Origin of the sequence: Sphingomonas aracearum (assembly GCF_003345355.1) — a bacterium.
Lineage (GTDB): Bacteria > Pseudomonadota > Alphaproteobacteria > Sphingomonadales > Sphingomonadaceae > Sphingomonas > Sphingomonas aracearum.
This window is the reverse complement of the sequence record NZ_QQNB01000002.1, coordinates 693,411-713,696: the sequence shown is the minus strand read 5'-3', so window position 1 is coordinate 713,696 and position 20,286 is coordinate 693,411. Positions and strand designations below refer to the sequence as shown.

The 20,286-nt window shown below is 68.3% G+C and carries 15 protein-coding genes; 13 read left to right on the top strand and 2 right to left on the bottom strand.

Translation table 11 applies throughout. The features are described from left to right. Nucleotides 1–99: 99 nt before the first annotated feature. The 4 genes from DVW87_RS10675 to DVW87_RS10660 are packed head-to-tail and all read left to right on the top strand — an operon-like array spanning nt 100 to nt 5,000. Nucleotides 100–1,179 (top strand): TonB-dependent receptor plug domain-containing protein, encoded by a 1,080-nt coding sequence (locus DVW87_RS10675; RefSeq protein ID WP_114687742.1) that lies wholly within the window; start codon nt 100–102, stop codon nt 1,177–1,179. After that, nucleotides 1,154–2,689, top strand: coding sequence for a TonB-dependent receptor (locus DVW87_RS10670; RefSeq protein ID WP_114687741.1), 1,536 nt, complete (start codon nt 1,154–1,156; stop codon nt 2,687–2,689). The genes DVW87_RS10675 and DVW87_RS10670 overlap by 26 nt, the downstream gene beginning before the upstream one ends. Then, nucleotides 2,689–3,453, top strand: a complete 765-nt coding sequence (locus tag DVW87_RS10665; RefSeq protein ID WP_114687740.1) for a hypothetical protein — start codon at nt 2,689–2,691, stop codon at nt 3,451–3,453. Before DVW87_RS10670 ends, DVW87_RS10665 begins: the two co-directional genes overlap by 1 nt. Then, complete coding sequence (locus DVW87_RS10660) at nt 3,450–5,000, top strand: alkaline phosphatase D family protein (protein ID WP_114687739.1); 1,551 nt, start codon at nt 3,450–3,452, stop codon at nt 4,998–5,000. The genes DVW87_RS10665 and DVW87_RS10660 overlap by 4 nt, the downstream gene beginning before the upstream one ends. A 117-nt stretch (nt 5,001–5,117) precedes the next feature. Here the strand turns inward: DVW87_RS10660 and DVW87_RS10655 are convergent, their stop codons facing one another. After that, nucleotides 5,118–5,831: a pirin family protein gene (locus tag DVW87_RS10655; RefSeq protein ID WP_114687738.1), complete on the bottom strand. Its 714-nt coding sequence runs from the start codon at nt 5,829–5,831 to the stop codon at nt 5,118–5,120. 112 nt (nt 5,832–5,943) lie between these two features. Here DVW87_RS10655 and DVW87_RS10650 point away from each other — a divergent pair, with 112 nt between their 5' ends. The 5 genes from DVW87_RS10650 (at nt 5,944) to DVW87_RS10630 (ending at nt 13,724) form a co-directional block, all read left to right on the top strand. Beyond that, entirely contained in the window at nt 5,944–6,873 is a 930-nt protein-coding gene (locus DVW87_RS10650) for a LysR family transcriptional regulator (RefSeq protein ID WP_114687737.1), read from the top strand. 105 nt (nt 6,874–6,978) lie between these two features. Further along, complete coding sequence (locus DVW87_RS10645) at nt 6,979–7,731, top strand: GDSL-type esterase/lipase family protein (protein WP_114687736.1); 753 nt, start codon at nt 6,979–6,981, stop codon at nt 7,729–7,731. Continuing rightward, nucleotides 7,732–8,934, top strand: a complete 1,203-nt coding sequence (locus DVW87_RS10640) for an MFS transporter (protein WP_114687735.1) — start codon at nt 7,732–7,734, stop codon at nt 8,932–8,934. It abuts the gene before it with no gap. Nucleotides 8,935–9,063: 129 nt separating this feature from the next. Next, nucleotides 9,064–12,099: a TonB-dependent receptor gene (locus DVW87_RS10635; RefSeq protein WP_220149817.1), complete on the top strand. Its 3,036-nt coding sequence runs from the start codon at nt 9,064–9,066 to the stop codon at nt 12,097–12,099. 74 nt (nt 12,100–12,173) lie between these two features. After that, nucleotides 12,174–13,724: a tryptophan halogenase family protein gene (locus tag DVW87_RS10630; protein WP_114687733.1), complete on the top strand. Its 1,551-nt coding sequence runs from the start codon at nt 12,174–12,176 to the stop codon at nt 13,722–13,724. Here the strand turns inward: DVW87_RS10630 and DVW87_RS10625 are convergent. Next, nucleotides 13,690–14,682 carry a cupin-like domain-containing protein gene (locus DVW87_RS10625; RefSeq protein ID WP_114687732.1) on the bottom strand — a complete coding sequence of 331 codons (993 nt, stop codon included), beginning with the start codon at nt 14,680–14,682 and terminating at the stop codon, nt 13,690–13,692. The two genes, DVW87_RS10630 and DVW87_RS10625, sit on opposite strands and share 35 nt — an antisense overlap. A 38-nt stretch (nt 14,683–14,720) precedes the next feature. On the opposite strand from DVW87_RS10625, the gene DVW87_RS10620 reads away from it, so the two are divergent. From DVW87_RS10620 to DVW87_RS10605, 4 genes are all read left to right on the top strand, one after another. After that, nucleotides 14,721–15,395, top strand: a complete 675-nt coding sequence (locus tag DVW87_RS10620; protein ID WP_114687731.1) for a DUF6445 family protein — start codon at nt 14,721–14,723, stop codon at nt 15,393–15,395. 67 nt (nt 15,396–15,462) lie between these two features. Then, entirely contained in the window at nt 15,463–16,509 is a 1,047-nt protein-coding gene (locus DVW87_RS10615; RefSeq protein WP_114687730.1) for a LacI family DNA-binding transcriptional regulator, read from the top strand. A gap of 75 nt (nt 16,510–16,584) precedes the next feature. Then, complete coding sequence (locus DVW87_RS10610; RefSeq protein WP_114687729.1) at nt 16,585–18,855, top strand: beta-glucosidase; 2,271 nt, start codon at nt 16,585–16,587, stop codon at nt 18,853–18,855. Then, nucleotides 18,852–20,249, top strand: coding sequence for a glycoside hydrolase family 30 protein (locus DVW87_RS10605; protein ID WP_114687728.1), 1,398 nt, complete (start codon nt 18,852–18,854; stop codon nt 20,247–20,249). The genes DVW87_RS10610 and DVW87_RS10605 overlap by 4 nt, the downstream gene beginning before the upstream one ends. The last annotated feature ends 37 nt before the right edge of the window (nt 20,250–20,286 follow it).

Below are 20,286 nucleotides of genomic sequence, written 5' to 3'. Positions count from 1 at the left end.
TGCCCCACCGACTTCGTTCTGTCGCGGTTACGCCACCGAACGGAAACAGACCCCGCCTACGCGAGCGCCAACGCGCAGGGGCGTAGAAGCGGGGGCATCATGAAGGCATGTTGGTTGGCCGGCGCGGCGGTGCTGGCGATGGTGCCGGGCGTGTCGGCGGCACAGCAGGCGGAACAGACGGTGACGGACGGATCGGCGGCGCCGGACCAGGGCGACGACATCGTCGTGACCGGTCAGCGCGCCGCACAGGCCCGCGCGATCGACGCCAAGCGCAACGCGATCGGCGTGCTCGACGTCGCCTCCGCCGACGAGATCGGCCGCCTGCCGGACCGCAACGTCGCCGAAGTGATCGAGCGCCTGCCGGGTGTCGGCGTCACCTACGATCAGGGGGAGGGGCGCTATGTGGCGATCCGCGGCGTGCCCTCGACGCTGAACAACTACACGCTGTCCGGGCTGGAGATCGGCAATCCGGACGGCACCACGCGGGCGCTGCCGCTCGACATCGTGTCCGGCCAGCTGCTCAACCGCGTCGAGATCGCCAAGGTCAAGACCGCGGACATGGACGGGCAGGGCATCGGCGGCACCGTGAACCTGGTGCCGCAGACCGCCTTCGACTTCCGCGACCGCTTTGCCCTCTCCGCTTCGGCCAAGGCGGGCTATCAGGAGCTCAACAAGAAGGTGCCGTACCAGGCGGACGGTAGCATCGCCGGTCGCTTCGGCCCGGACGAGCAGTTCGGCGCGGTGCTGGGCGTCAGCTATTCCTATCGGGATTTCGCCAGTGAAGGCTTCTATCCCGACAACTGGCGTCCCGACGCCCGCTTCGCGCGGGGCGGTGTGCCCGACAACATCAAGTACACCGAATATTCGCTCGCCCGCACGCGCATCGGCGCCACCGGCTCGCTGGACTGGCGCCCGAGCGACCGGCAGACGCTGTACGTGCGCGGTTTCTATTCCAAGTTCATCGAGGACGAGGTTCGTCCGCGCTACCGTCTCGATTTCTCCACCCCGGCGCTGGCCGGCACGCCGGCCTTCACCGTCAACCCCGACGGGCTGACCGGCACGCTGACGGGCGCGGGCGCGGAGCGTCGCGAGGACCTGCGGCTGGACTACAAGGCGAAATGGCTCGTCACCGGGCTGGCCGGCGGCCACGCAGATCGACGATTTCAAGCTGGCCTATGAAGGCGGGTACAGCCGCAACCAGACGCTGGACCAGTATCCGCTCTGGCAGTTCCGCTGCAATCCGGGGACGGTGAACTTCGACTTCGGCGACAAGATCTACAACGCCGCGCCGGTGACCGAATGCACCGCCAGCCAGCTTCAGTTCCGCCAGTTCCAGGACTTCCACCAGCTCAACAATGAGGAGATCTGGCAGGGCAAGCTGGACGGCACCTATGACCTGGGCGGCGAGAGCTTCGTGAAGATCGGCGGCAAGTATCGCCACACGGACCGCAGCTTCGACCAGGACCAGCCGACCTGGACCCGGGCCACCCCCAATGCGAACCGCTGGACGCTGGGACAGTTCAATCTCGGCGGCCCGACCGTCTGCGTCTACCCCGACAGCAAGAACACGGATCGCTGCTTCAGCAACGGGCCGACCTTCGACATCCCGGCGCTGCGCGATTTCACGAATGCCAACATCAACGGCGCGCTGATCCCGCTGGATGCGGCAGCGACGCTTACCAACAACACCACGGCGGATTTCAGCCTGACCGAGAAGGTCGCGGCCGGATATGTTATGGCCAACCTGCGCTTCGGCGCGGTGACAGTGACGCCGGGGCTCCGCTATGAGCATACCAGCCTCGACGTGAACGGCTTTCGCCTGCAGAACGGCACGACGATCGTGCCGGCCGGCAGCAGCAGCGACTATGACGACTGGCTGCCTTCGGTGATCGTCCGGGTCGCGCCGTCGAGCGACACGATCTTCCGCCTGGCCTATTCGCGCAGCCTCGGCCGGCCGGACTACAGCGCGCTGTCGCCAGGCGGCTCCTACAACACCGCGGAGGGCACGGCCTCGTTCGGCAATCCCGACCTGAAGCCCTATCGCGCGGACAATCTCGACGCGACGGCCGAATGGTATTTCGCGCCGGGCGGCCTGTTCAGCGTCGGCGCCTTCGCCAAGTTCATCCAGAACCCGATCTTCACGCAGACGACCACCCTGGCCAACCAGGTGATCGGCGGTGTGACGATCCCGACCTTGCGCACCGCCCAGCCGTTCAACGCCGAGAAGGGCGACATCATCGGCATCGAGGCGCAGTACCAGCAGCAGTTCACCTTCCTGCCGGGCGCGCTGTCGGGCCTGGGCGTACAGCTGACGGGCACGCTGACGGACTCGACGCTGCGGCTGCCCACCGGGCGCACCTCCACCTTTCCGCAGCAATCGTCGTTCCTGTACGGGGCGGAGCTGTTCTACCAGCGCGGGATCGTGGAAGCGTCCGTGGCCTTCCACAATACCGGCAAATCGCTGCTGGCGATCGGCGATCCCGACTATAACGACCAGTATAACGACGATCTGCGCCGGCTCGATGCCAAGATCAGCGTCGCCCTGTTCGACAATGTGCGCGTGTTCGCCGAAGGGCAGAACCTGACCGACGAGCCGACCCGCCAGTATCAGGGCGGCAACCCGGACTGGCTGATCCAGAACGAGCGCTATGGCCGCACCTTCTACGGCGGCGTGTCGGTGCAGTTCTGATGCTGTTGCTGGCGATCGCGGCGCAGCTGGCCGCAGCAGAGGTGCGCCGCCTTCCCGCGCCGGAGGCGCACCAGGGCGTCGCGGCGGACGGCACCTCGGTCTACGCCATCGCGAACAGCGCGATCGCGCGGATCGACAAGGCGAGCGGACGGCGGCTGGCGCAATGGCAGGGCGATCCGGCACGCTTCAAGCATCTGAACAGCTGCATCGTGCGGGAGGCGGCGCTGGTCTGTGTCGTGTCCAACTATCCGGACACGCCGATGCGCAGCCGTGTGCTGTGGTTCGACAGGCAAAGCCTGAAGCTGCGCCGCGAACACGATCTCGGCCATGCCGCCGGGTCGCTGACCTGGCTCGACTGGCGCGATGGCAGCTGGTGGGCGGGCTTTGCCAATTACGATGGCAAGGGCGGCGAGGCGGGACGCGATCATCGCTGGACCGCGCTGGTCCGCTACTCGCCGGCGTTCGAGGAACAGGGGCGCTGGCGTTTTCCGGAGGCGGTGCTGGACCGGTTCGCGCCGCGCAGTTCCTCGGGCGGCAGCTGGGGCAGCGATGGCCTGCTGTACGTCACCGGGCATGACCGGCCGGAACTGTACGCGCTGCGCGTGCCTGCAAAAGGCGATACGCTGGAGCTGGTGACGACAATCGCGACGCCCACCGGCGGACAGGCGATCGGCTGGGACGCCGCCGAGCCGCGTCTCCTCTGGTCGATCGACCGGGCGCGATCCGAGCTGGTCGCCAGCCGGGTACCGGAGCTGAAGCCATGATCGATCGGCGCGCCGTTGTGGGCGGGCTGGTCGGCGCGCCCGCCCTGCTGATCCACGGGCGATCGGGAGCATTGTCGCCCGATCGCCTGTTCACCCTCGGCGTGGCGTCCGGCGAGCCGACGCCGGACGGCATGGTGCTGTGGACCCGTCTCGCCCCGCGGCCGCTGCAAGGCGACGGCGGCATGGGCCCGGCGGCCGTGCCGGTGCGGTGGGAGATTTACGCCGACGAGGCGCTGCGCCATCCGGTGCGCGCCGGCACTGCCCGCGCGGAGCCGGCGCTCGGCCATTCGGCGCATGTCGAGGTCCGCGGGCTGGAGCCCGGCCGGCCCTACTGGTACCGTTTTCTGGCCGGCGGCGAGGCAAGCGCGGCCGGGCGCACCCGCACCGCGCCCGCGCCGGGCACCATGCCCGATCGCCTGCGCTTCTGCTTCGGCTCCTGCCAGAAATTCGAGAACGGCTTCTACGCGGCCTGGGCCAACGCGGTCGCCGACGATCCGGACCTGATCTTCTTCCTGGGCGACTATATCTACGAGGCGAAGCCGTCGGTCGGCACGCCGCGGGTGCATCTCAATCCCGAGCCGGTCGACGTCGCCGGCTACCGTGTCCGCTACGCCACCTATCGGCTCGACCCCCAGTTGCAGGCGGCGCACGCCGTTGCGCCCTGGCTGGTGACGTGGGACGACCATGAGGTCGCCAACGACTATGCCGGGCTGCTCGACCAGCGGAACGACGATCCTGCCTTGTTCGAGAAGCGCCGCGCGGCCGCCTATCAGGTCTATTACGAGTTCATGCCCTTGCGCCGCGCCGCCCGCCCGCGTGGCGCGGCGATGCAGCTGTACCGCACGCTCGACTGGGGCGGCCTGGCGCAGTTCCAGATCATCGACGACCGGCAATATCGCTCCGCGCGCGCCTGCTACCCGCCCGCCTTGCTGCGCGAGCATCGCGAGGGGCCGAGCGTCGTGGCGGACTGCCCGGACCTGCACGATCCCCGGCGCACGATCCTGGGCTGGGAGCAGGAGCGATGGCTCGGCGACACGCTGGCGCGCAGCCGCGCGCGGTGGAACGTGCTGGCGCAGCAGACGCAGATGACCGCCTATCCGCGCCGCGATCCCGAGCATCCGGACGATCCGCGGCGCTTCCACACCGTCGATACGTGGGAAGGCTATCCCGCCAGCCGCGACCGCATCGTCGCGCGCTGGCAGGAAGCCAAGGTCTCCAACCCGCTGGTGATCGGCGGCGACATCCACGCCTTTGTCGCCAGCGAAATTCGCGCCGGGGAGACGCCGGTCGCGCCCTGCCTGGTCGGCGGCTCGATCACCACCTGGGCCGGCGACAAGCTGCTGCGCGCCAACACGGCCGAGAACGCCGCCTACAGGTTCGCGAACAGCGACGTGCGTGGCTATGGCCGGGTGGATCTGCGGGCGGGACGAGCGGACGCCGTGTTTCGCGCCGTGCGCGAACCGAACGATCCGCGGAGCGCGGCCTACGACCTCGCGCGCTTCGCGGTGGAAGCGGGCAGCCCCGTGCTGCTGGCCGATCGCGGCTGAACTCCGGAGCGCGACACCAGCGGCGTTTCGAGCAGGGAGGGCCTGGCTGTCGCCAACAGGCAAACGGGAGGCCGGACGCGTGTCCCGACCTCCCGTCGACCGTAGCGAACGCCCGTGTCAGGCCGCGTCGACCAGGACGAGCTCGCTGTCGTCGATGGCGGTCACGCGGATCACGTCCTCGTCGCTGATCGCGGCGCCATCCCGGGCGTTGACGCGCACGCCATCGATCTCGACCGCGCCGGTCGCCGGCACGAGATAGGCGCGGCGGTCCCTGCCGATCGCATATTCGGCCGTTTCGCCGGCCTTCAACGTGGCGCCGACCACGCGCGCGTCGGTGCGGATGGGCAGCGCGTCCCCTGCCTTTTCGCCATTGTCATCGGCGAACCCGGAGGCAAGCGTCACGAACTGCCCGGCACGATCGCCCCTGGGGAAGGGGCGGGCGCCCCAGCTCGGCTGCTCGCCGGTGCGGGTCGGCTGGATCCAGATCTGGAAGATTTTCGTGGTGACGTCCTCCTTGTTGTATTCGGCATGCGCGATGCCGGTGCCCGCGCTCATCACCTGGACGTCGCCGGCCTCGGTGCGGCCGGCATTGCCCAGATTGTCCTGGTGGGTAATGGCGCCCTCGCGGACATAGGTGATGATCTCCATGTCGCGGTGCGGGTGCGGCGGAAAGCCGGAATGCGGCGCGATCGTGTCGTCGTTCCACACGCGAAGGTTGCCCCAGCTGGTGCGGGCGGGATCGTAATAGTTCGCGAACGAGAAATGGTGCTTGGCGTCGAGCCAGCCATGGTTGGCGCCGCCGAGGCTGCTGAACGGGCGAAGTTCGATCATGTCCTGTCTCCCCGGCCGACCAGGGTCTCGTCGGCCGCTGGGCGGGAGATAGGAGGGATCGACTGTGCGGATCAGCCCGATAAAGTAGCAAGGATCGTTCGAGGAAACTGAAATGAGCGAACCGGGGACGCCGACATTCGATCAGCTGCGCATCTTCCTGACGGTGGTGGATGCAGGCAGCTTCGCCGCCGCCGGCCGGCGATTGAACCGGGCCGTTTCGGTGGTCAGCTATGGCATCACCAACCTGGAGGCGCAGCTCGGCGTGGCGCTGTTCGAGCGCGAAGGCACGCGGCGGCCCAAGCTGACCGAAGCCGGCCATGCCGTGCTCGCGGAAGCGCGCGCCGTGGCGGGCGGCATGGACGGGCTCAAGGCCAAGGTGAAGGGGCTGCTCGATGGCTGGGAAGCGGAGGTCAACCTCGCCGTCGACGTGATGTTGCCGGCGCGCCGGCTGGGCGAGGTGCTGCGGGCCTTCGCGGCACGCTATCCCACGGTCACGCTGCGCCTGCATGTCGAGGCGCTGGGCGCGGTGGCGGCGCTTGTGCTGGAGGGCAGGGCGGTGGTCGGCCTTTCCGGCCCGCTGGCGAGCGGCGTCGACGGGCTGAATTCCACGACGGCCGGCAGCGTCGTCATGGTCCCGGTGGCGGCACCGGATCATCCCCTGGCGCGATACGAGCGCATACCGGTGGGCGCGGGTCGGGAGCATGTGCAGCTGGTGCTGACCGACCGCTCACCCCTGACCGAGGGCCGCGACTTCGCCGTCCTGTCGCCGCGGACATGGCGGCTCGCCGATCTCGGCGCCAAGCACCAGCTGCTGCGCGAGGGAATCGGCTGGGGCAACATGCCGCTGCCGCTGATCGAGCCGGATCTTGTCGCGGGAACCCTGAAGCGGCTGGTCATGCCCGACGATCCGGGCGGCATGTACCGGTTCTGCGGCATCTGGCGCCGGGATCGCCCGCCCGGTCCGGCGGCTCTCTGGCTGATCGAGCACATGGTGGAACTTGGCCGACGCGACTTCGATCGGGAGGGAGGCGGCGATGTCTGAGCGACGGGGCGCCAATCGGTGCTGCATCGCGCTTCATGCGGTCGCGGGTTGAACAAGCGCGGCGGTCGGCCAACAAGGGTCGCACCGAAGGGGGAGGAAAACGGGATGCGGCGTAGAATAGTGCTCGGTTCGGTTCTGCTGTGCGCGTGGGCGGGGTCGGCCGAGGCGCAGACGGCGATGACGCCGGACCCGTGCTCGGTGATCGAGCGGAACGCGGCGGGCAAGGACCAGGAGGCAGCCAGGGCGATCCGAACGGCACAGGACTGGCCCAACCTGTGCAGATATGCGGCCGAGAACGCGGCCGTCACGGCCCGGCCCGACGCGGTGTTCATCGGCGACTCGCTGACCGAAGGGTGGCAGAAGGCGGATCCAGGCTTCTTCTCGCTCCGCGTCCTCAATCGCGGGATCAGCGGGCAGACTTCCGCTCAGATCCTCGCCCGCTTCTACCAGGACGTGGTCGCGCTGCGGCCGCGGGTCGTTCACATCCTCGCTGGCTCGAACGACGTTGCCGGCAACACCGGGCCGACCTCGATGGCTGCCTACCAGAACAACATGCGGGCGATGGCCGACATGGCACGGGCAAACGGTATCGCGGTGGTGATCGGGTCGGTGCTGCCGGCCGACCGTTTCGGGTGGGCGACCGCGTATCGCCCTGCCTGGCAATTGCGGGAGATGAACGACTGGCTGCGTCGATTCGCGGCGGAGCACGGCTATCGTTTCGTCGATTATCATGCCGCGATGAGCACGGCGGAGGGGGCGATGCGCGCGGGCCTGTCCGAGGATCGGGTGCATCCCAACGCCGCGGGCTATGCCATAATGGCCCCGCTCGCCCGCGCCGCCGTCTTGAAGGCGCGCTGAATGCGTGGCGGTGCCGACGGGCAGGACGCGGTCGCCGCGCGTCTGTTTCGCCTGTCGATCGGGGTGTTCTTCATCGGCGGCTTCGTCGCCTCCTCGGTTGGGCTGCTGGTGCCGCGCGTGCGGCTGACGCTGGGTCTCGATTATGCCGCGGCGACGCAGATCCAGCTTGCCTCCTATTCCAGCTATCTGGTGTTCGCGCTGCCGATCGCGGCGGTGGTGTCGGTCTGGGGCTATATGCGCGCGCATGCGGCGGGGCTCGCGCTGATGGCTGCGGCGTGCCTGTTGCTGGTCGCCGGCTTCGCGTCGCGTGCCTTCCCGCTGGTGCTTGCGAGCCTGCTGATCCTGTCGGCCGGGCAAACGGTGCTGCAGATCGCCAGCAACACGGTGTCGACGATGGTCGGCGACCCGGCACGGGCGGCGTTCCGGCTGAACCTGTTGCAGGGCTTCAATGCCGTGGGCACCGTGGCGGGGCCGCTCGTCGGCGCGCGGTTCATCGTGGCGGAGGACGGCGGCGGATCGCTGCTGCTGCCGTTCGGCGGCGCGGCCCTGTTGTTGCTGGTGCTGGTCGGCGGCTTCTTCGCCTCACGCGGGCTGCTGAACGGCACGGCGAGCGGCGCGACGCACACGACGCGGCAGGCCTGGGCCGAAGCGCTGCGGGACAGGCGGTTGCTGGCGGGCGCAGGCGCGATCTTCGCCTATGTCGGCGCGGAGGTGACGATCGGGGCCTTGTTGACCGACTTCCTGATGTCCTCCCATGCACTCGCCCTGTCGCCGAGCGCCGCGGCGCGGCTCGTGGCGGTCTATTGGGGGGCTGCGATGATCGGCCGGTTCGCCGGAGCCGCGCTGATGCGGCATGTCGTGCCGCCGATCCTGTTGAGCGTCGCTGCGGGAACGGCGGTGGTGCTGGTCGGCCTTGCGGTCGGCGGCACGGGTTTACCGGCGGCGGCGGCGTTGCTGGGCGTGGGGTTGTTCAACTCGGTCATGTACCCGACGATCTATGTCCTCGCCCTGCCGCGCCGCCCGGAACAGGCGACCGCCGGTGCGACGATCCTGTGCATGGCCGTTGTCGGCGGTGCGATCGTGCCACATGTCACCGGCCTGGTGGCAGATCGCGCCGGGCTGGTGCCGGCCTTGATCCTGCCGGGGCTCTGCTACCTGCCCGTTCTCCTCTTTGCCGTGACCGCTCGCCGCCATACCCCCTGAACGAAACGGATTGCACGTTTCCAGTTTCTTGCTACACAATTGGAAGCGCTCCCAATCGACCGCGTCGAAGCGGCGGGAGCGAACGGAACAGGGAAGGGCGGCCGGTTCGGCCGGCACAGGGGAGGATACATGGCTTTTCGCAGGCAGCGCATGCGCCGTTTCAACGCAACTGTTGCCGTCTTCCTGACGGGCACGGCACTCGCATTTCCCTTCGCCGCCGCCGCGCAGGAAGCCGCCGCGCCCGTGCCGGGCAGCCCGGAAAGTCAGCAGGGCCAGGCCGCCACGCCGAACGCGCCGGGCGACGTGCCGCAGACCCGCGTCGACCAGCGCGAGCCGGGTCCGGGGGAGACGAGCGAGGACATCGTCGTCACCGGCATCCGCCGCGGCATCGCGGACTCGATCAGCCTGAAGCGCGACAACACCTCCATCGTCGAGGCCGTTTCCGCCGAGGACATCGGCAAGCTGCCGGACGTGTCGATCGCGGAGTCGATCGCCCGCCTGCCGGGCCTCGCGGCGCAGCGCGTCAACGGCCGCGCGCAGGTGATCTCCATTCGCGGCCTTTCGCCGGACTTCACCACCACCCTGCTCAACGGCCGCCAGCAGGCAAGTTCGGGCGACAATCGCGCGGTGGAGTTCGACCAATATCCCTCCGAGCTCCTGTCCAGCGTCGTCATCTACAAGACGCCGGACGCGCAGATTTCCGGCATGGGCCTGTCGGGCACCGCGGACCTGCGCACCGTTCGCCCGCTGACCTTCGGCAAGCAGGCGTTCGCGGTGAACGTGCGCGGCGAAAAGACGGAGGGCGGTCGCCTCAACGACGACATCCGCAACTGGGGCTATCGCCTGAGCGCGAGCTATATCGACCAGTTCGCCGACGGAAAGATCGGCATCGCGCTCGGCTATGCGCGCCTCGATTCGCCGTCGGGCAACCGCCACTACAAGGCTTATGGCTATGAGGCGTTCGGCAATCAGGACACCAACGGCGACGGCATCAACGACATCAACGGGGTGACGCCGGACTCCGCCGACGGCGCACTGGCGGTGAACGGCCAGGAGATCTTCGTCACCTCGCGCTCCAACCAGCGCGATGCCTTTGTCGGCATCTTCGAGTTCCAGCCGAGCGATGTCGTGCACACCACGATCGACGCTTATTATTCCAAGTTCAAGCAGAACGAGGTGACCCGCGGCGCGGAGTGGTTCTCGAACCCGTTCAATGGCGCGCCGATCCCCGCCGGGTACGGCTGCCGGCTGCCGGTGTCGGCCGGCGCGACCTCGTGCCCGGACGGCACCGCGTTCACCGGCGTCACCGCGCCGGACATCGGCGGCACCAAGGTCATCACCGCCGGCACTCAGGCCAATGTCGTGCCGATCATCCGCAACGACAACAACAAGCGCGAGGACGAGCTGTTCTCGATCGGCATGAACAACGAGTTCAAGCTGGACGACCGCACGCGCTTCACCGCCGACCTGTCCTATTCGATGAACAAGCGGCACGAGCAGATCCTCGAAACCTATGCCGGCTATGGCCTGGGCACGGGCGGCGTGACGCCGGCCAACGGCACGATCGGCCGCACGTTCGACAACATCGCCTTTGAACAGTCGCAGGACGACTTCCCCACCTATGGCGAAGGCCTGAACTATGCCGACGCCAGCCGCGTTTCGCTCGGTGATCGCGCGCCGTGGGGCGGCTGGGGCCATGACGGCGCGATCCGCTTCCCGGATGTGCAGGAGAAGGTCTATGCGATGGACCTGCGCCTCAACCATGAGGTGGAGGGGTTCTTCAGCGGCTTCGACGTGGGCGTGAACTGGACGCACCGTTCAAAGGAGAAGACCGTCAGCGACAACGATCTGTTCCTCAAGAACGGCCGCCAGCAGGTGCTGGTCGATCCGCAGTTCCTGGAGCAGTCGCCGAACCTGGGCTTTGCCGGCTTCGGTCCGACGCTCGCCTTCAATCCGTCCAAGCTGCTCGGCACCTATTACGACATCGCGCCGATCCGCGACGCCAATTACTACGACAAGAGCTGGTCGATCCTCGAGGACGTGTTCACCTGGCATGCCAAGGCGAACATCGATTGGGGCCATCTGACCGGCAATGTCGGCGTGCAGGTGGTGAACCAGTCGCAGCGGTCCGAAGGCATCGTCATCAACGGGCTCGAGCCCGGCCAGCCGATCGTGCCGCAGCGCATCCGCGACGGCGACGATTATACGGACGTGCTGCCCAGCCTGAACCTGATCTACGATCTCGGCGGTGGGCACCGGCTGCGCTTCGCTGCCTCCAAGACGATGGCCCGGCCGCGCATGGACGACATGCGCGCCAACGTGGCGCCGGGCTTCAACTCGCTGGTCTGCTCGGGCCAGACCTGTGCGCCGGGCACGGTGGTCAACCCGTGGTCGGCGTCCGGCGGCAATCCCAAGCTGAAGCCGTGGCGCGCAAACTCGCTGGATGCCGCCTATGAATGGTACATCAACCCGACGACGTACCTGTCGATCGCCGGCTTCTACAAGGACGTGAAGACCTACATCTACCAGCAGTCCGGCACGTTCGACTTCAGCGGCATTCCGCTGCCGACGACTGCCTCGGCGATTCCCGGGGGCGTGATCATCAGCAACATCGGCCAGATCACGCTGCCCGCCAACGGCAAGGGCGGCAACGTCAAGGGCCTGGAGTTCAGCGGCGCCTTCAACTTCGGCACGCTGACCAGGTTCCTCGACGGGCTGGGCGTGCAGGGCAGCCTTTCGCTGACCGAGTCGAACCTGAACCCCACGTCCAATCCCGATCCCACCCAGGCAGTGCGCATCCCTGGCCTGTCCGGGACCGTCTACAACCTCACCGGCTATTACGAGCGCGGCGGGTTCCAGGCGCGCATCAGCCAGCGCTACCGCTCCGGCTTCAAGGGGGAGGTGACGCAGTTGTTCGCCACCCGCGGCGTGACCGAGATCCTCGCCGACAAGCAGGTCGACGCGCAGATCGGCTACACGCTGCAGGGCGGGGCGCTGGAGGGATTGGGGCTGTTGTTCCAGGTAAACAACCTCACCAATTCGCCCTATCGCACGCGCATCGGCCTCGATGGCGGCGGCACCAAGACGGCGGACGGCGACGCGCTGATCGAGACGTACGAGAAGTACGGGCGGCAGTTCCTGCTTGGCCTCAACTACCGCTTCTGAGTTCCTCCCCTGGAGGGGGGCGGCCGCGTGCCGCTCCCCTCGCTTTGTCGGGCCTTGAGGATTAGGCGGGTGACATGAGGCAGTTGCAACGCATCCTGATCGCAGGCGGCGGATCGGCCGGCTGGATGGCAGCGGCGATGTTCGCGCGGCTGTTCAAGGGCCTGTACGAGATCACCCTGGTGGAATCGGACGAGATCGGCACCGTCGGCGTCGGCGAGGCGACGATCCCGGCGATCAAGAAGTTCAACGAGCTGCTCGGGCTGGACGAGGACGAGTTCGTCCGCCGTACGCAGGGCAGCTTCAAACTCGGCATCCAGTTCAACGACTGGCTGCGGCCGGGGCACAGCTATGTTCATGGCTTCGGCGTGATCGGGCAGGACCTCGAATGGCTGCGTTGCCATCATTATTGGTTGAAGATGCAGGCCGAGGGCCGGGCGGACGTTTTCGATCGCTATTCGATCAACACCTGGGCGGCGCTCGCCAACCGCTTCATGCGGCCGCGTGCCGACATGCCGGACAGCCCGGTCGGGCAGATCGCCTATGCCTATCACTTCGATGCCGGACTCTATGCCGCGCTCCTGGCCGACTATGCCGAGGCGTGGGGCGTACAGCGGCGCGAAGGACGGATCGTCGACATCGCACAGGACGCGGAGACGGGCTATCTCCGCTCGGTGACCCTGGCAGACGGCCAGGTGCTGGAAGCCGACCTGTTCATCGACTGTTCGGGCTTCCGCGGGCTCCTGATCGAGCAGACGCTGGGTGCGGGCTATGAGGAATGGAGCCACTGGTTACCCTGCGATCGCGCGATCGCAGTGCCGAGCGAGCGGTCGGCGGATTTCACGCCCTATACCCGCTCCACGGCGCGGCCCGCGGGGTGGCAATGGCGCATCCCGCTCCAGCACCGCACCGGCAACGGCCATGTCTATGCCAGCCGCTACATGGACGAGGCCGAAGCCGAGGCGATCCTGTTCGAGCACCTCGATGCCCCCGCCGCCGGCGAGCCGCGGCGGCTGCGCTTCGTGCCCGGCAAGCGCCGTGCTGCCTGGGTGAAGAACTGCGTGGCGATCGGCCTTGCCGGCGGCTTCCTGGAGCCGCTGGAATCGACCGGGCTGCACCTGATCCAGTCCGCAATCCTGCGGCTGGTGCGGCTGATGCCCGATGCCGGTTTCGACCCCGCCAATATCGCCGAATTCAACCGGCAGACCGATTTCGAGTTCGAGCGCATCCGCGACTTCATCATCCTGCACTACAAGGCGACCGAGCGCGGCGACACGCCGTTCTGGCGGCACGTGCGCGACATGGAGGTGCCGGAAACGCTTGCACGCAAGATGGCCCTGTTCGCCGCCAACGGCCGTATCTTCCGCGAGGATGACGAGCTGTTCGCAGAGGAAAGCTGGATCCAGGTGCTGATCGGCCAGGGCGTGATCCCGCGCGCGCCCGACCCGCTGGTGGACGTGACCCCGCCTGCGGAGATCGAGCGCTATCTCGCCAACATCGCCGGCGTGATCGAGAAATGCGTGGCGCTGATGCCGAGCCACGAGGCGTTCGTGGCCAGGCACTGCGCGGCGCCGCCGATCGCGGATCTGCTGGCTAGCCGCGATGCGCGCGCTGCAGTGCGGCGATAAGCCCCTGGCGCATCTGCGCCACGTCCTCCGGGCGATCGGCCGACAGGATACCGCGCGCGTCGGGCGGCAGATGCGCGGCCGGGTCGCCATTCTCGAGAAAGACGTAGTGGTCGAACATCGCCTTCCAGGCGCGGCGCTGGTCCGGCGGCAACTGGCGCAGGCTCATCATGCCGTGCATCAGCGCATCCCAGGGCGAGCCGAGGTCGCGCCGCGCCGGATCCCACCAGTAATTGGCAAGCATGTTGATGCGGTCCAGCGCATCGACATGGTGAAACCAGCCATAAGGGATGTAGATCGCGTCGCCGGGTGCGAGCACCGCGGTGCGCGCGCTGGCCAGCGCCTCTGCAAAGCGCGGGAAGCGGTCGAAATCGGGGTCGGTCAGGTGCACCATGCTCACCGGCGTGCCGGCCGGGGTGACATGGAACGGCCCCATGTACAGGTTGCCGACCTGCTCCGGCGCGAACAGCGTGAACCGGCGATGTCCGGCGACCACGCAGGCGATGTTCTCCAGCGGATCGTTGTGGGTCGCCACCTTCGCCGCCGTGCCGATCCACAGGCGCGGGGCGACCTGCGGCGGCAGAAGGTGCATCGCATTGCACGCCGCGAATTCGGGCAGGACGCGACCGACATCCAGTCCCTGCACCGCCAGCGTGTCCATGCCGCCGCGGTCGAGCTCGGCCAGAAAGCTGCGCAGGGTTGCAGGGGTGCGCTGGAAATTGGGCCCGCGCAGCGACGCCTCATAGTGGAGGCGACCCTTTACCTCGGGGGCGGCGCGCACCACGGGCACGGGAACGTCGGTCGCCATTGTGCCGAGATAACGGGTCAGTTGGCCTTCCAGCGCCGCGGACACCGCCGGCCAGTGCCGCACCAGCCCGCGCAGCACCACCGGGTTGGCCGTGTCGCGGATCGCACGAAAGGCCTCGGCGTCCACCTCGTTCTGTTCGGGAAGCGCTTCCATGCCGCTGGGCTCGACCGTCTCCGCGCGGCTGTCAAGCCATGAGCCCCAGCGTCCAGGTCGAGCGGATCGGGCGGGAGGGCACGCCCGTCGTCATCATCGACGATTTCGCGCCCGAGCCGAAGGCCCTGGTGGAGGAGGCGGCCGGCACGCCGCTGGGCCGGCTCGGAGCCTTTTACCCGGGAGTGCGCGCGCCGGTCCGACCTGCCTATCGCGATGCGGTCGGCCCCTTGCTGGCGGCGGCGGCCAAGCGCGTGTTCGGGTTTTCCCAGCGCCTCGCCATCGATCGCACCTTGTTTTCGCTGACGGTCACGCCGCCCGCCGAACTCACGCTCGCGCAGCGCATCCCGCACATCGACGATGTTGCGCCCGGCAAGCTCGCCGTGGTCCACTATCTCGGGCGCACCGACTGGGGCGGCACCCGGTTCTTTCGCCATCGCAGCACCGGCTTCGAAACGGTGACCGCCGCGCGGCATCGGCCGTACCTCGATGCCCTTGCCGCGGACTTCCGCACCCATGGCGAGCCTCCGGCCGGCTACATCACCGGCGCCACACCCTTGTTCGAGCCGATCGGCGAGGTGGCTGCCGTCTTCAACCGCGCCGTTCTTTACCCCAGCGGCCTGCTGCATTGCGCCGCCATCGACAACGCGCTGGTCCTGCCCCTGGATGTCGAAGCCGGCAGGCTGACGATCGCAAGCTTCCTCACCGCCTCATGACCCAAGGTGCTTGCGGCCGGTGCCCGCACCCGCCACAGCCCGTGGCAGCGGAAAGGGATTCACACGAATGACGGCGCGCAAGCCCACGATCGACGATGTTGCGCGCCTGTCGGGAGTCGCCCGGGCGACCGTTTCGCGTGTCCTCAACGACGGCCCCAACGTGAGTGCCCGGATGCGAGCCCGCGTGGCGGAGGCGGTGGAAACCCTGGGCTACCGGGTGAACCTTCAGGCCCGATTCCTTGCCGGTGGCGCGAACCGCACCGTGTTGCTGATCTGCGCCTCCGATACGGAGAACGAGCCCAATTCCTATTACCAGTCGGCGCTGGAGATCGGCGCGTTGCGGGTCAGCGCGCGGCTGGGCTTCGAGCTGGTGACGCACACGATCGGGCTCGACGGCGAGGAGGTGCTGCGTCGCGTGCTCCACTTGGTGGACGAAAGCCGATGCTGCGGCGTTATCCTGACGCCGCCCTTCTGCGACTGGCCGGAACTCACCTTGGCGCTGGGGGAGCGCAATGCGATCACGGTGCGCATCTCCCCCGGCCATCCGGAAGGCGAGGGGACGCCGGCGGTCGGCATGGACGATGAGGCGGCAGGGTATGAGCTGACCCGTCACCTGCTCCGCTGCGGGCATCGCCAGTTCGGCTTCATCAAGGGGCTGGAACAGCATCTTTCCGCCGAAAAGCGCTACAGTGGCGCCTGTCGCGCGCTGGCCGAAGCCGGGCTGGGCCATGCGGCGATGCGGGCCGTGCGCGGGAACTTCACCTTTCGCGCCGGCGTGGAGCTCCTGCCGCAACTGATCGCCGGCAACGCCACGCCCACTGCGATCATCTGTGCCAATGACGATACGGCGGTGGGCGCCCTGTTCGCGGCGCACCGGGCGGGCCATCAGGTGCCGCGCGACCTGTCGATCGCCAGCTTCGACGACACGCCCGTTTCCGCCCTGGTCTGGCCCCCGCTGACCACCGTGCACCAGCCGATCCAGGAAATGGCCGCGCGCGCGATGGAAATCATCGCCGGCGCGCTGGGGGGCGGAGAGAACGGCCTTGAACGAAGGCCCGAATACCTGCCCTTCTCCATCGTGGAGCGAAGCTCGGTAGCGGCGCCGCCAGGCTGAGGTTGACTTGGCGGCTCGTCGGCTGCACAAAATTGGAAGCGCTTCCAAAATGGCGCATCAATCAGGAGGGGATCGATGAAGCAGGTCAAGCGCGCGCTGTTGGTGTGGCTGGCATTGTCGGGGAGCACCGGCGCCCTGGCACAGGCGCAACGATCGGGAGGGGCGCCGCAGGCTGCCCCGGTTGCCGCCGCGAACGCCAACGCCGAAGCACGTGCGGCAAGCCTTGCCGGCCGGATGACCCGCGAGGAGCAACTGCGCTATGTCCACGGCTATTTTCCGCCGATGAGCAAGGACCGCCCGGCGGACATGATCCCGTCGGCCGGTTACGTGCCGGGCGTGCCCCGGCTCGGCATCCCCACCTTGCGCGAGAGCGATGCGAGCCTCGGCGTCGCCAACCAGGTCGAGCAGCGCAAGGGCGACACCGCAACCGCGCTGCCGGCCAGCCTTGCCCTCGCCGCGAGCTTCGATCCCGACTTGGCCTATCGCACCGGCGCCATGATCGGCAGCGAGGCGCGCGCCAAGACGTTCAACGTCCTGCTGGCTGGGGGCGTGAACCTGACGCGCGATCCCTGGGGCGGTCGCACGTTCGAATATCTCGGCGAGGATCCGCTGCTGTCCGGCATCATGGCCGGGGAGTCGATCCGCGGCGTGCAATCCAACCACATCGTCTCCACGGTGAAGCATTTCGCGCTCAATCCGCAGGAAACGCTGCGCACGACGATGAATGCGCAGATCGGCGAGGCGGACCTGCGCGAAAGCGATCTGCTCGCCTTCGAGATCGCCATCGAACGCGGGCGGCCCGGCTCCGTCATGTGTTCCTACAACAAGGTCAATGGCGACTGGGCGTGCGAGAACGACTTCCTGCTCAACCGCGTGCTGAAGGAGGATTGGGGCTACCAGGGCTGGGTGATGAGCGACTGGGGCGCCGTTCACTCGACGGCCAAGGCCGCCAATGCCGGGCTGGACCAGCAATCGGGCCGCGAGCTCGACACGGCGATGTTCTTCGGCAAGCCGCTGGCGGACGCGATCGCCGCCGGACAGGTGAGCCCGGCGCGGCTTGCCGACATGAACCGGCGGATCCTGTGGGGCGTCACCTCCACCGGCCTGATCGACCATCCGCTGCCGGCCGCCATGCAGCCGATCGACTATGCCGCCCATGCCCGGGTGGCGCAGGAAGCGGCGGAGAAGGGCAGCGTTCTTCTGAAGAATGACGGCGGCGTCCTGCCGCTGGCGCGAACCGCGAAGCGCATCGTGCTGATCGGGGCGCATGCGGATGTCGGCGTGCTGTCGGGCGGCGGATCGAGCCAGGTCCGCTCGGTCGGCGGCGCGCCGGTCGAGATCCCGTTATCGGAGGGCGCCGCCTCCTCCTTCGCGCGGGTCACGTGGCATGCGTCCTCGCCGATGGCGGCGATCCGCGCGGCGGCGCCCCAGGCGACCGTCACCTATGTCGATGGCCGCGACCCCGCGGCAGCGGCAGCGGCGGCGAAAGGGGCCGACCTCGCCATCGTCTTCGCCTGGCAATGGCGCACGGAGGCGCAGGACATCGAGACGCTGTCGCTACCCGAGGGGCAGGACGCCACCATCGACGCGGTTGCGGGTGCGAACAAGCGTACCGTGGTGGTTCTGGAAACGGGCGGCCCGGTGCTGATGCCGTGGCTGTCCAAGGTGCCTGCGGTGCTGCAGGCCTGGTATCCCGGGCAGAAGGGAGGCGAGGCGATCGCCGGCATCCTGTTCGGCAGCGTCAATCCTTCCGGTCGCCTGCCGATGACCTTCCCGGCCGACGCCACGCAGGCGCCGCGCGCAACCATTCCGGGGCTGGCCGCGATGAAGGCATCCGATGCCGCCAGGAAGTCCGGCAGCACGTACGGCATGGTTGCGCGCGATCTGTCGCCCGATGTGCCTTATGCCGAAGGTGCGGCGGTCGGTTATCGCTGGTTCCTGCGTGACGGCGTGAAGCCGCTTTTTCCGTTCGGCTACGGCCTTTCCTATGCCAGCTTCCGCTATTCGGAACTGCGGGTGGAAGGCGGCGAGCAGTTGCGCGTGAGCTTCGACGTGACAAATACCGGCAAGGTGGCAGGCGCCGACACGCCGCAGGTCTATGCGACCGCAGGCCGCCGCGAACAGCCCACGGAGCGGCTTGTGGGGTTCGAGCGGGTCACGCTCGGGCCCGGCGAGACGCGGCGCGTGAGCGTTGCCGTCGATCCCCGGCTGGTCGCCGACTATGATGTCGCCGGCAGGCGCTGGCAGGTCGCCGCGGGGCGCTATCCGGTGACGGTCGGCCACCATGCGGGCGACAAGGCGCTGAGCGGCACGGCCACGCTGTCGGCCGTGTCGGTGAAGCCATGATCGGCCGCCTCTCGCTGCCGCTGGCGGCGCTGCTGCTGTTGTCCGCCGCGGCCCCGCCGCCGGCCGGCCCCCGCGCGCGCAGCTGGCAGACGACTGCGGACGGCGGGCAGCGCCTGCAACCGGCGCCTGTCCGCCCTGCGCCGCCAACTGCCGTGCCGACCGTCACCGTCGATGCCGACCGCGGCTACCAGACGATGGTCGGCTTCGGCGCGGCGATCACCGATGCCTCCGCGATCCTGATCCAGCAATTGCCGCCACCACGCCGCACCGCGCTGATCCGCGAGCTGTTCGGGCGCGGGGTGGGCGGGCTGGGCCTCGGCTTCACCCGCCTGACCATCGGCGCCTCCGACTTCTCGCCGGAGCATTACAGTTTCGACGACATGCCCGCCGGGCAGCGCGACCCGCAGCTTGCCCGCTTCTCCATCGCGCCGAACCGCGCGGCCGTCCTGCCCACCGTAAAGGCAGCATTGCGGGTCAACCCGCAACTTCTCGTCATGGCCAGTCCGTGGAGTCCGCCGGGCTGGATGAAGACCGGGGACTCGCTGATCGGCGGCACCCTGCGTCCCGACAGCTACGAGGTCTATGCCCGGTACTTCGTGCGCTACCTCCAGGCCTATGCCGCGCAAGGCGTGCCGATCCGCTACCTGACGATCCAGAACGAGCCGGATTTCTCGCCGCCCACCTATCCGGGCATGAAATGGCCGGCGGTGGACCGCGCCCGCTTTGTCGGCAGCTATCTCGGCCCCGCGCTGGAGCGGGCTGTACCAGCGACGCGCCTTCTGGAATGGGACCACAATTGGGATCAGCCGGAGCAGCCCGAAACCGTTCTCGGCGACGGCAAGGCCGCCCGGTACGTCGATGGCGTGGCTTGGCATTGCTATGCCGGTGACGTCTCCGCCCAGTCCCGCGTCCATGCCAGGTTCCCGAAGGATGTCTTCTTCACCGAATGTTCCGGCGGCGGTTGGCGGCCCGGCTGGCAGGCCGGTTTCGGCGATGCGATCCGCAGCCTGATGATCGGTTCGACCCGCAACTGGGCGCGCGGGGTGCTGCTCTGGAACCTTGCGCTCGATCCGCAAGGTGGGCCGCACAAGGGCGGCTGTGGCAATTGTCGCGGCGTGGTCACGATCGACCCGGCGACCGGCCAGGTCACGCGCGAGCTGGAATATTATGCGCTGGGCCACCTCAGCCGCTTCGTGCTGCCGGGCGCGGTCCGGGTGGAGAGCATGTCGTCTCCATCGCTGCCCGCTGTTGCTTTCCGCAATCCGGATGGGGGCAAGGTGCTGCTCGTGTACAACAATGCATCATCGCCGGCCGCGGTCACGGTAGGGGAGGGCGCGCGCCGCTTCGCCTTCGACCTGCCCGCGGCGAGCGCGCGCACGGTGACCTGGCGATAAACTGTCCCGGGCCGCCCCGCCCGTGATCCTCGCACAA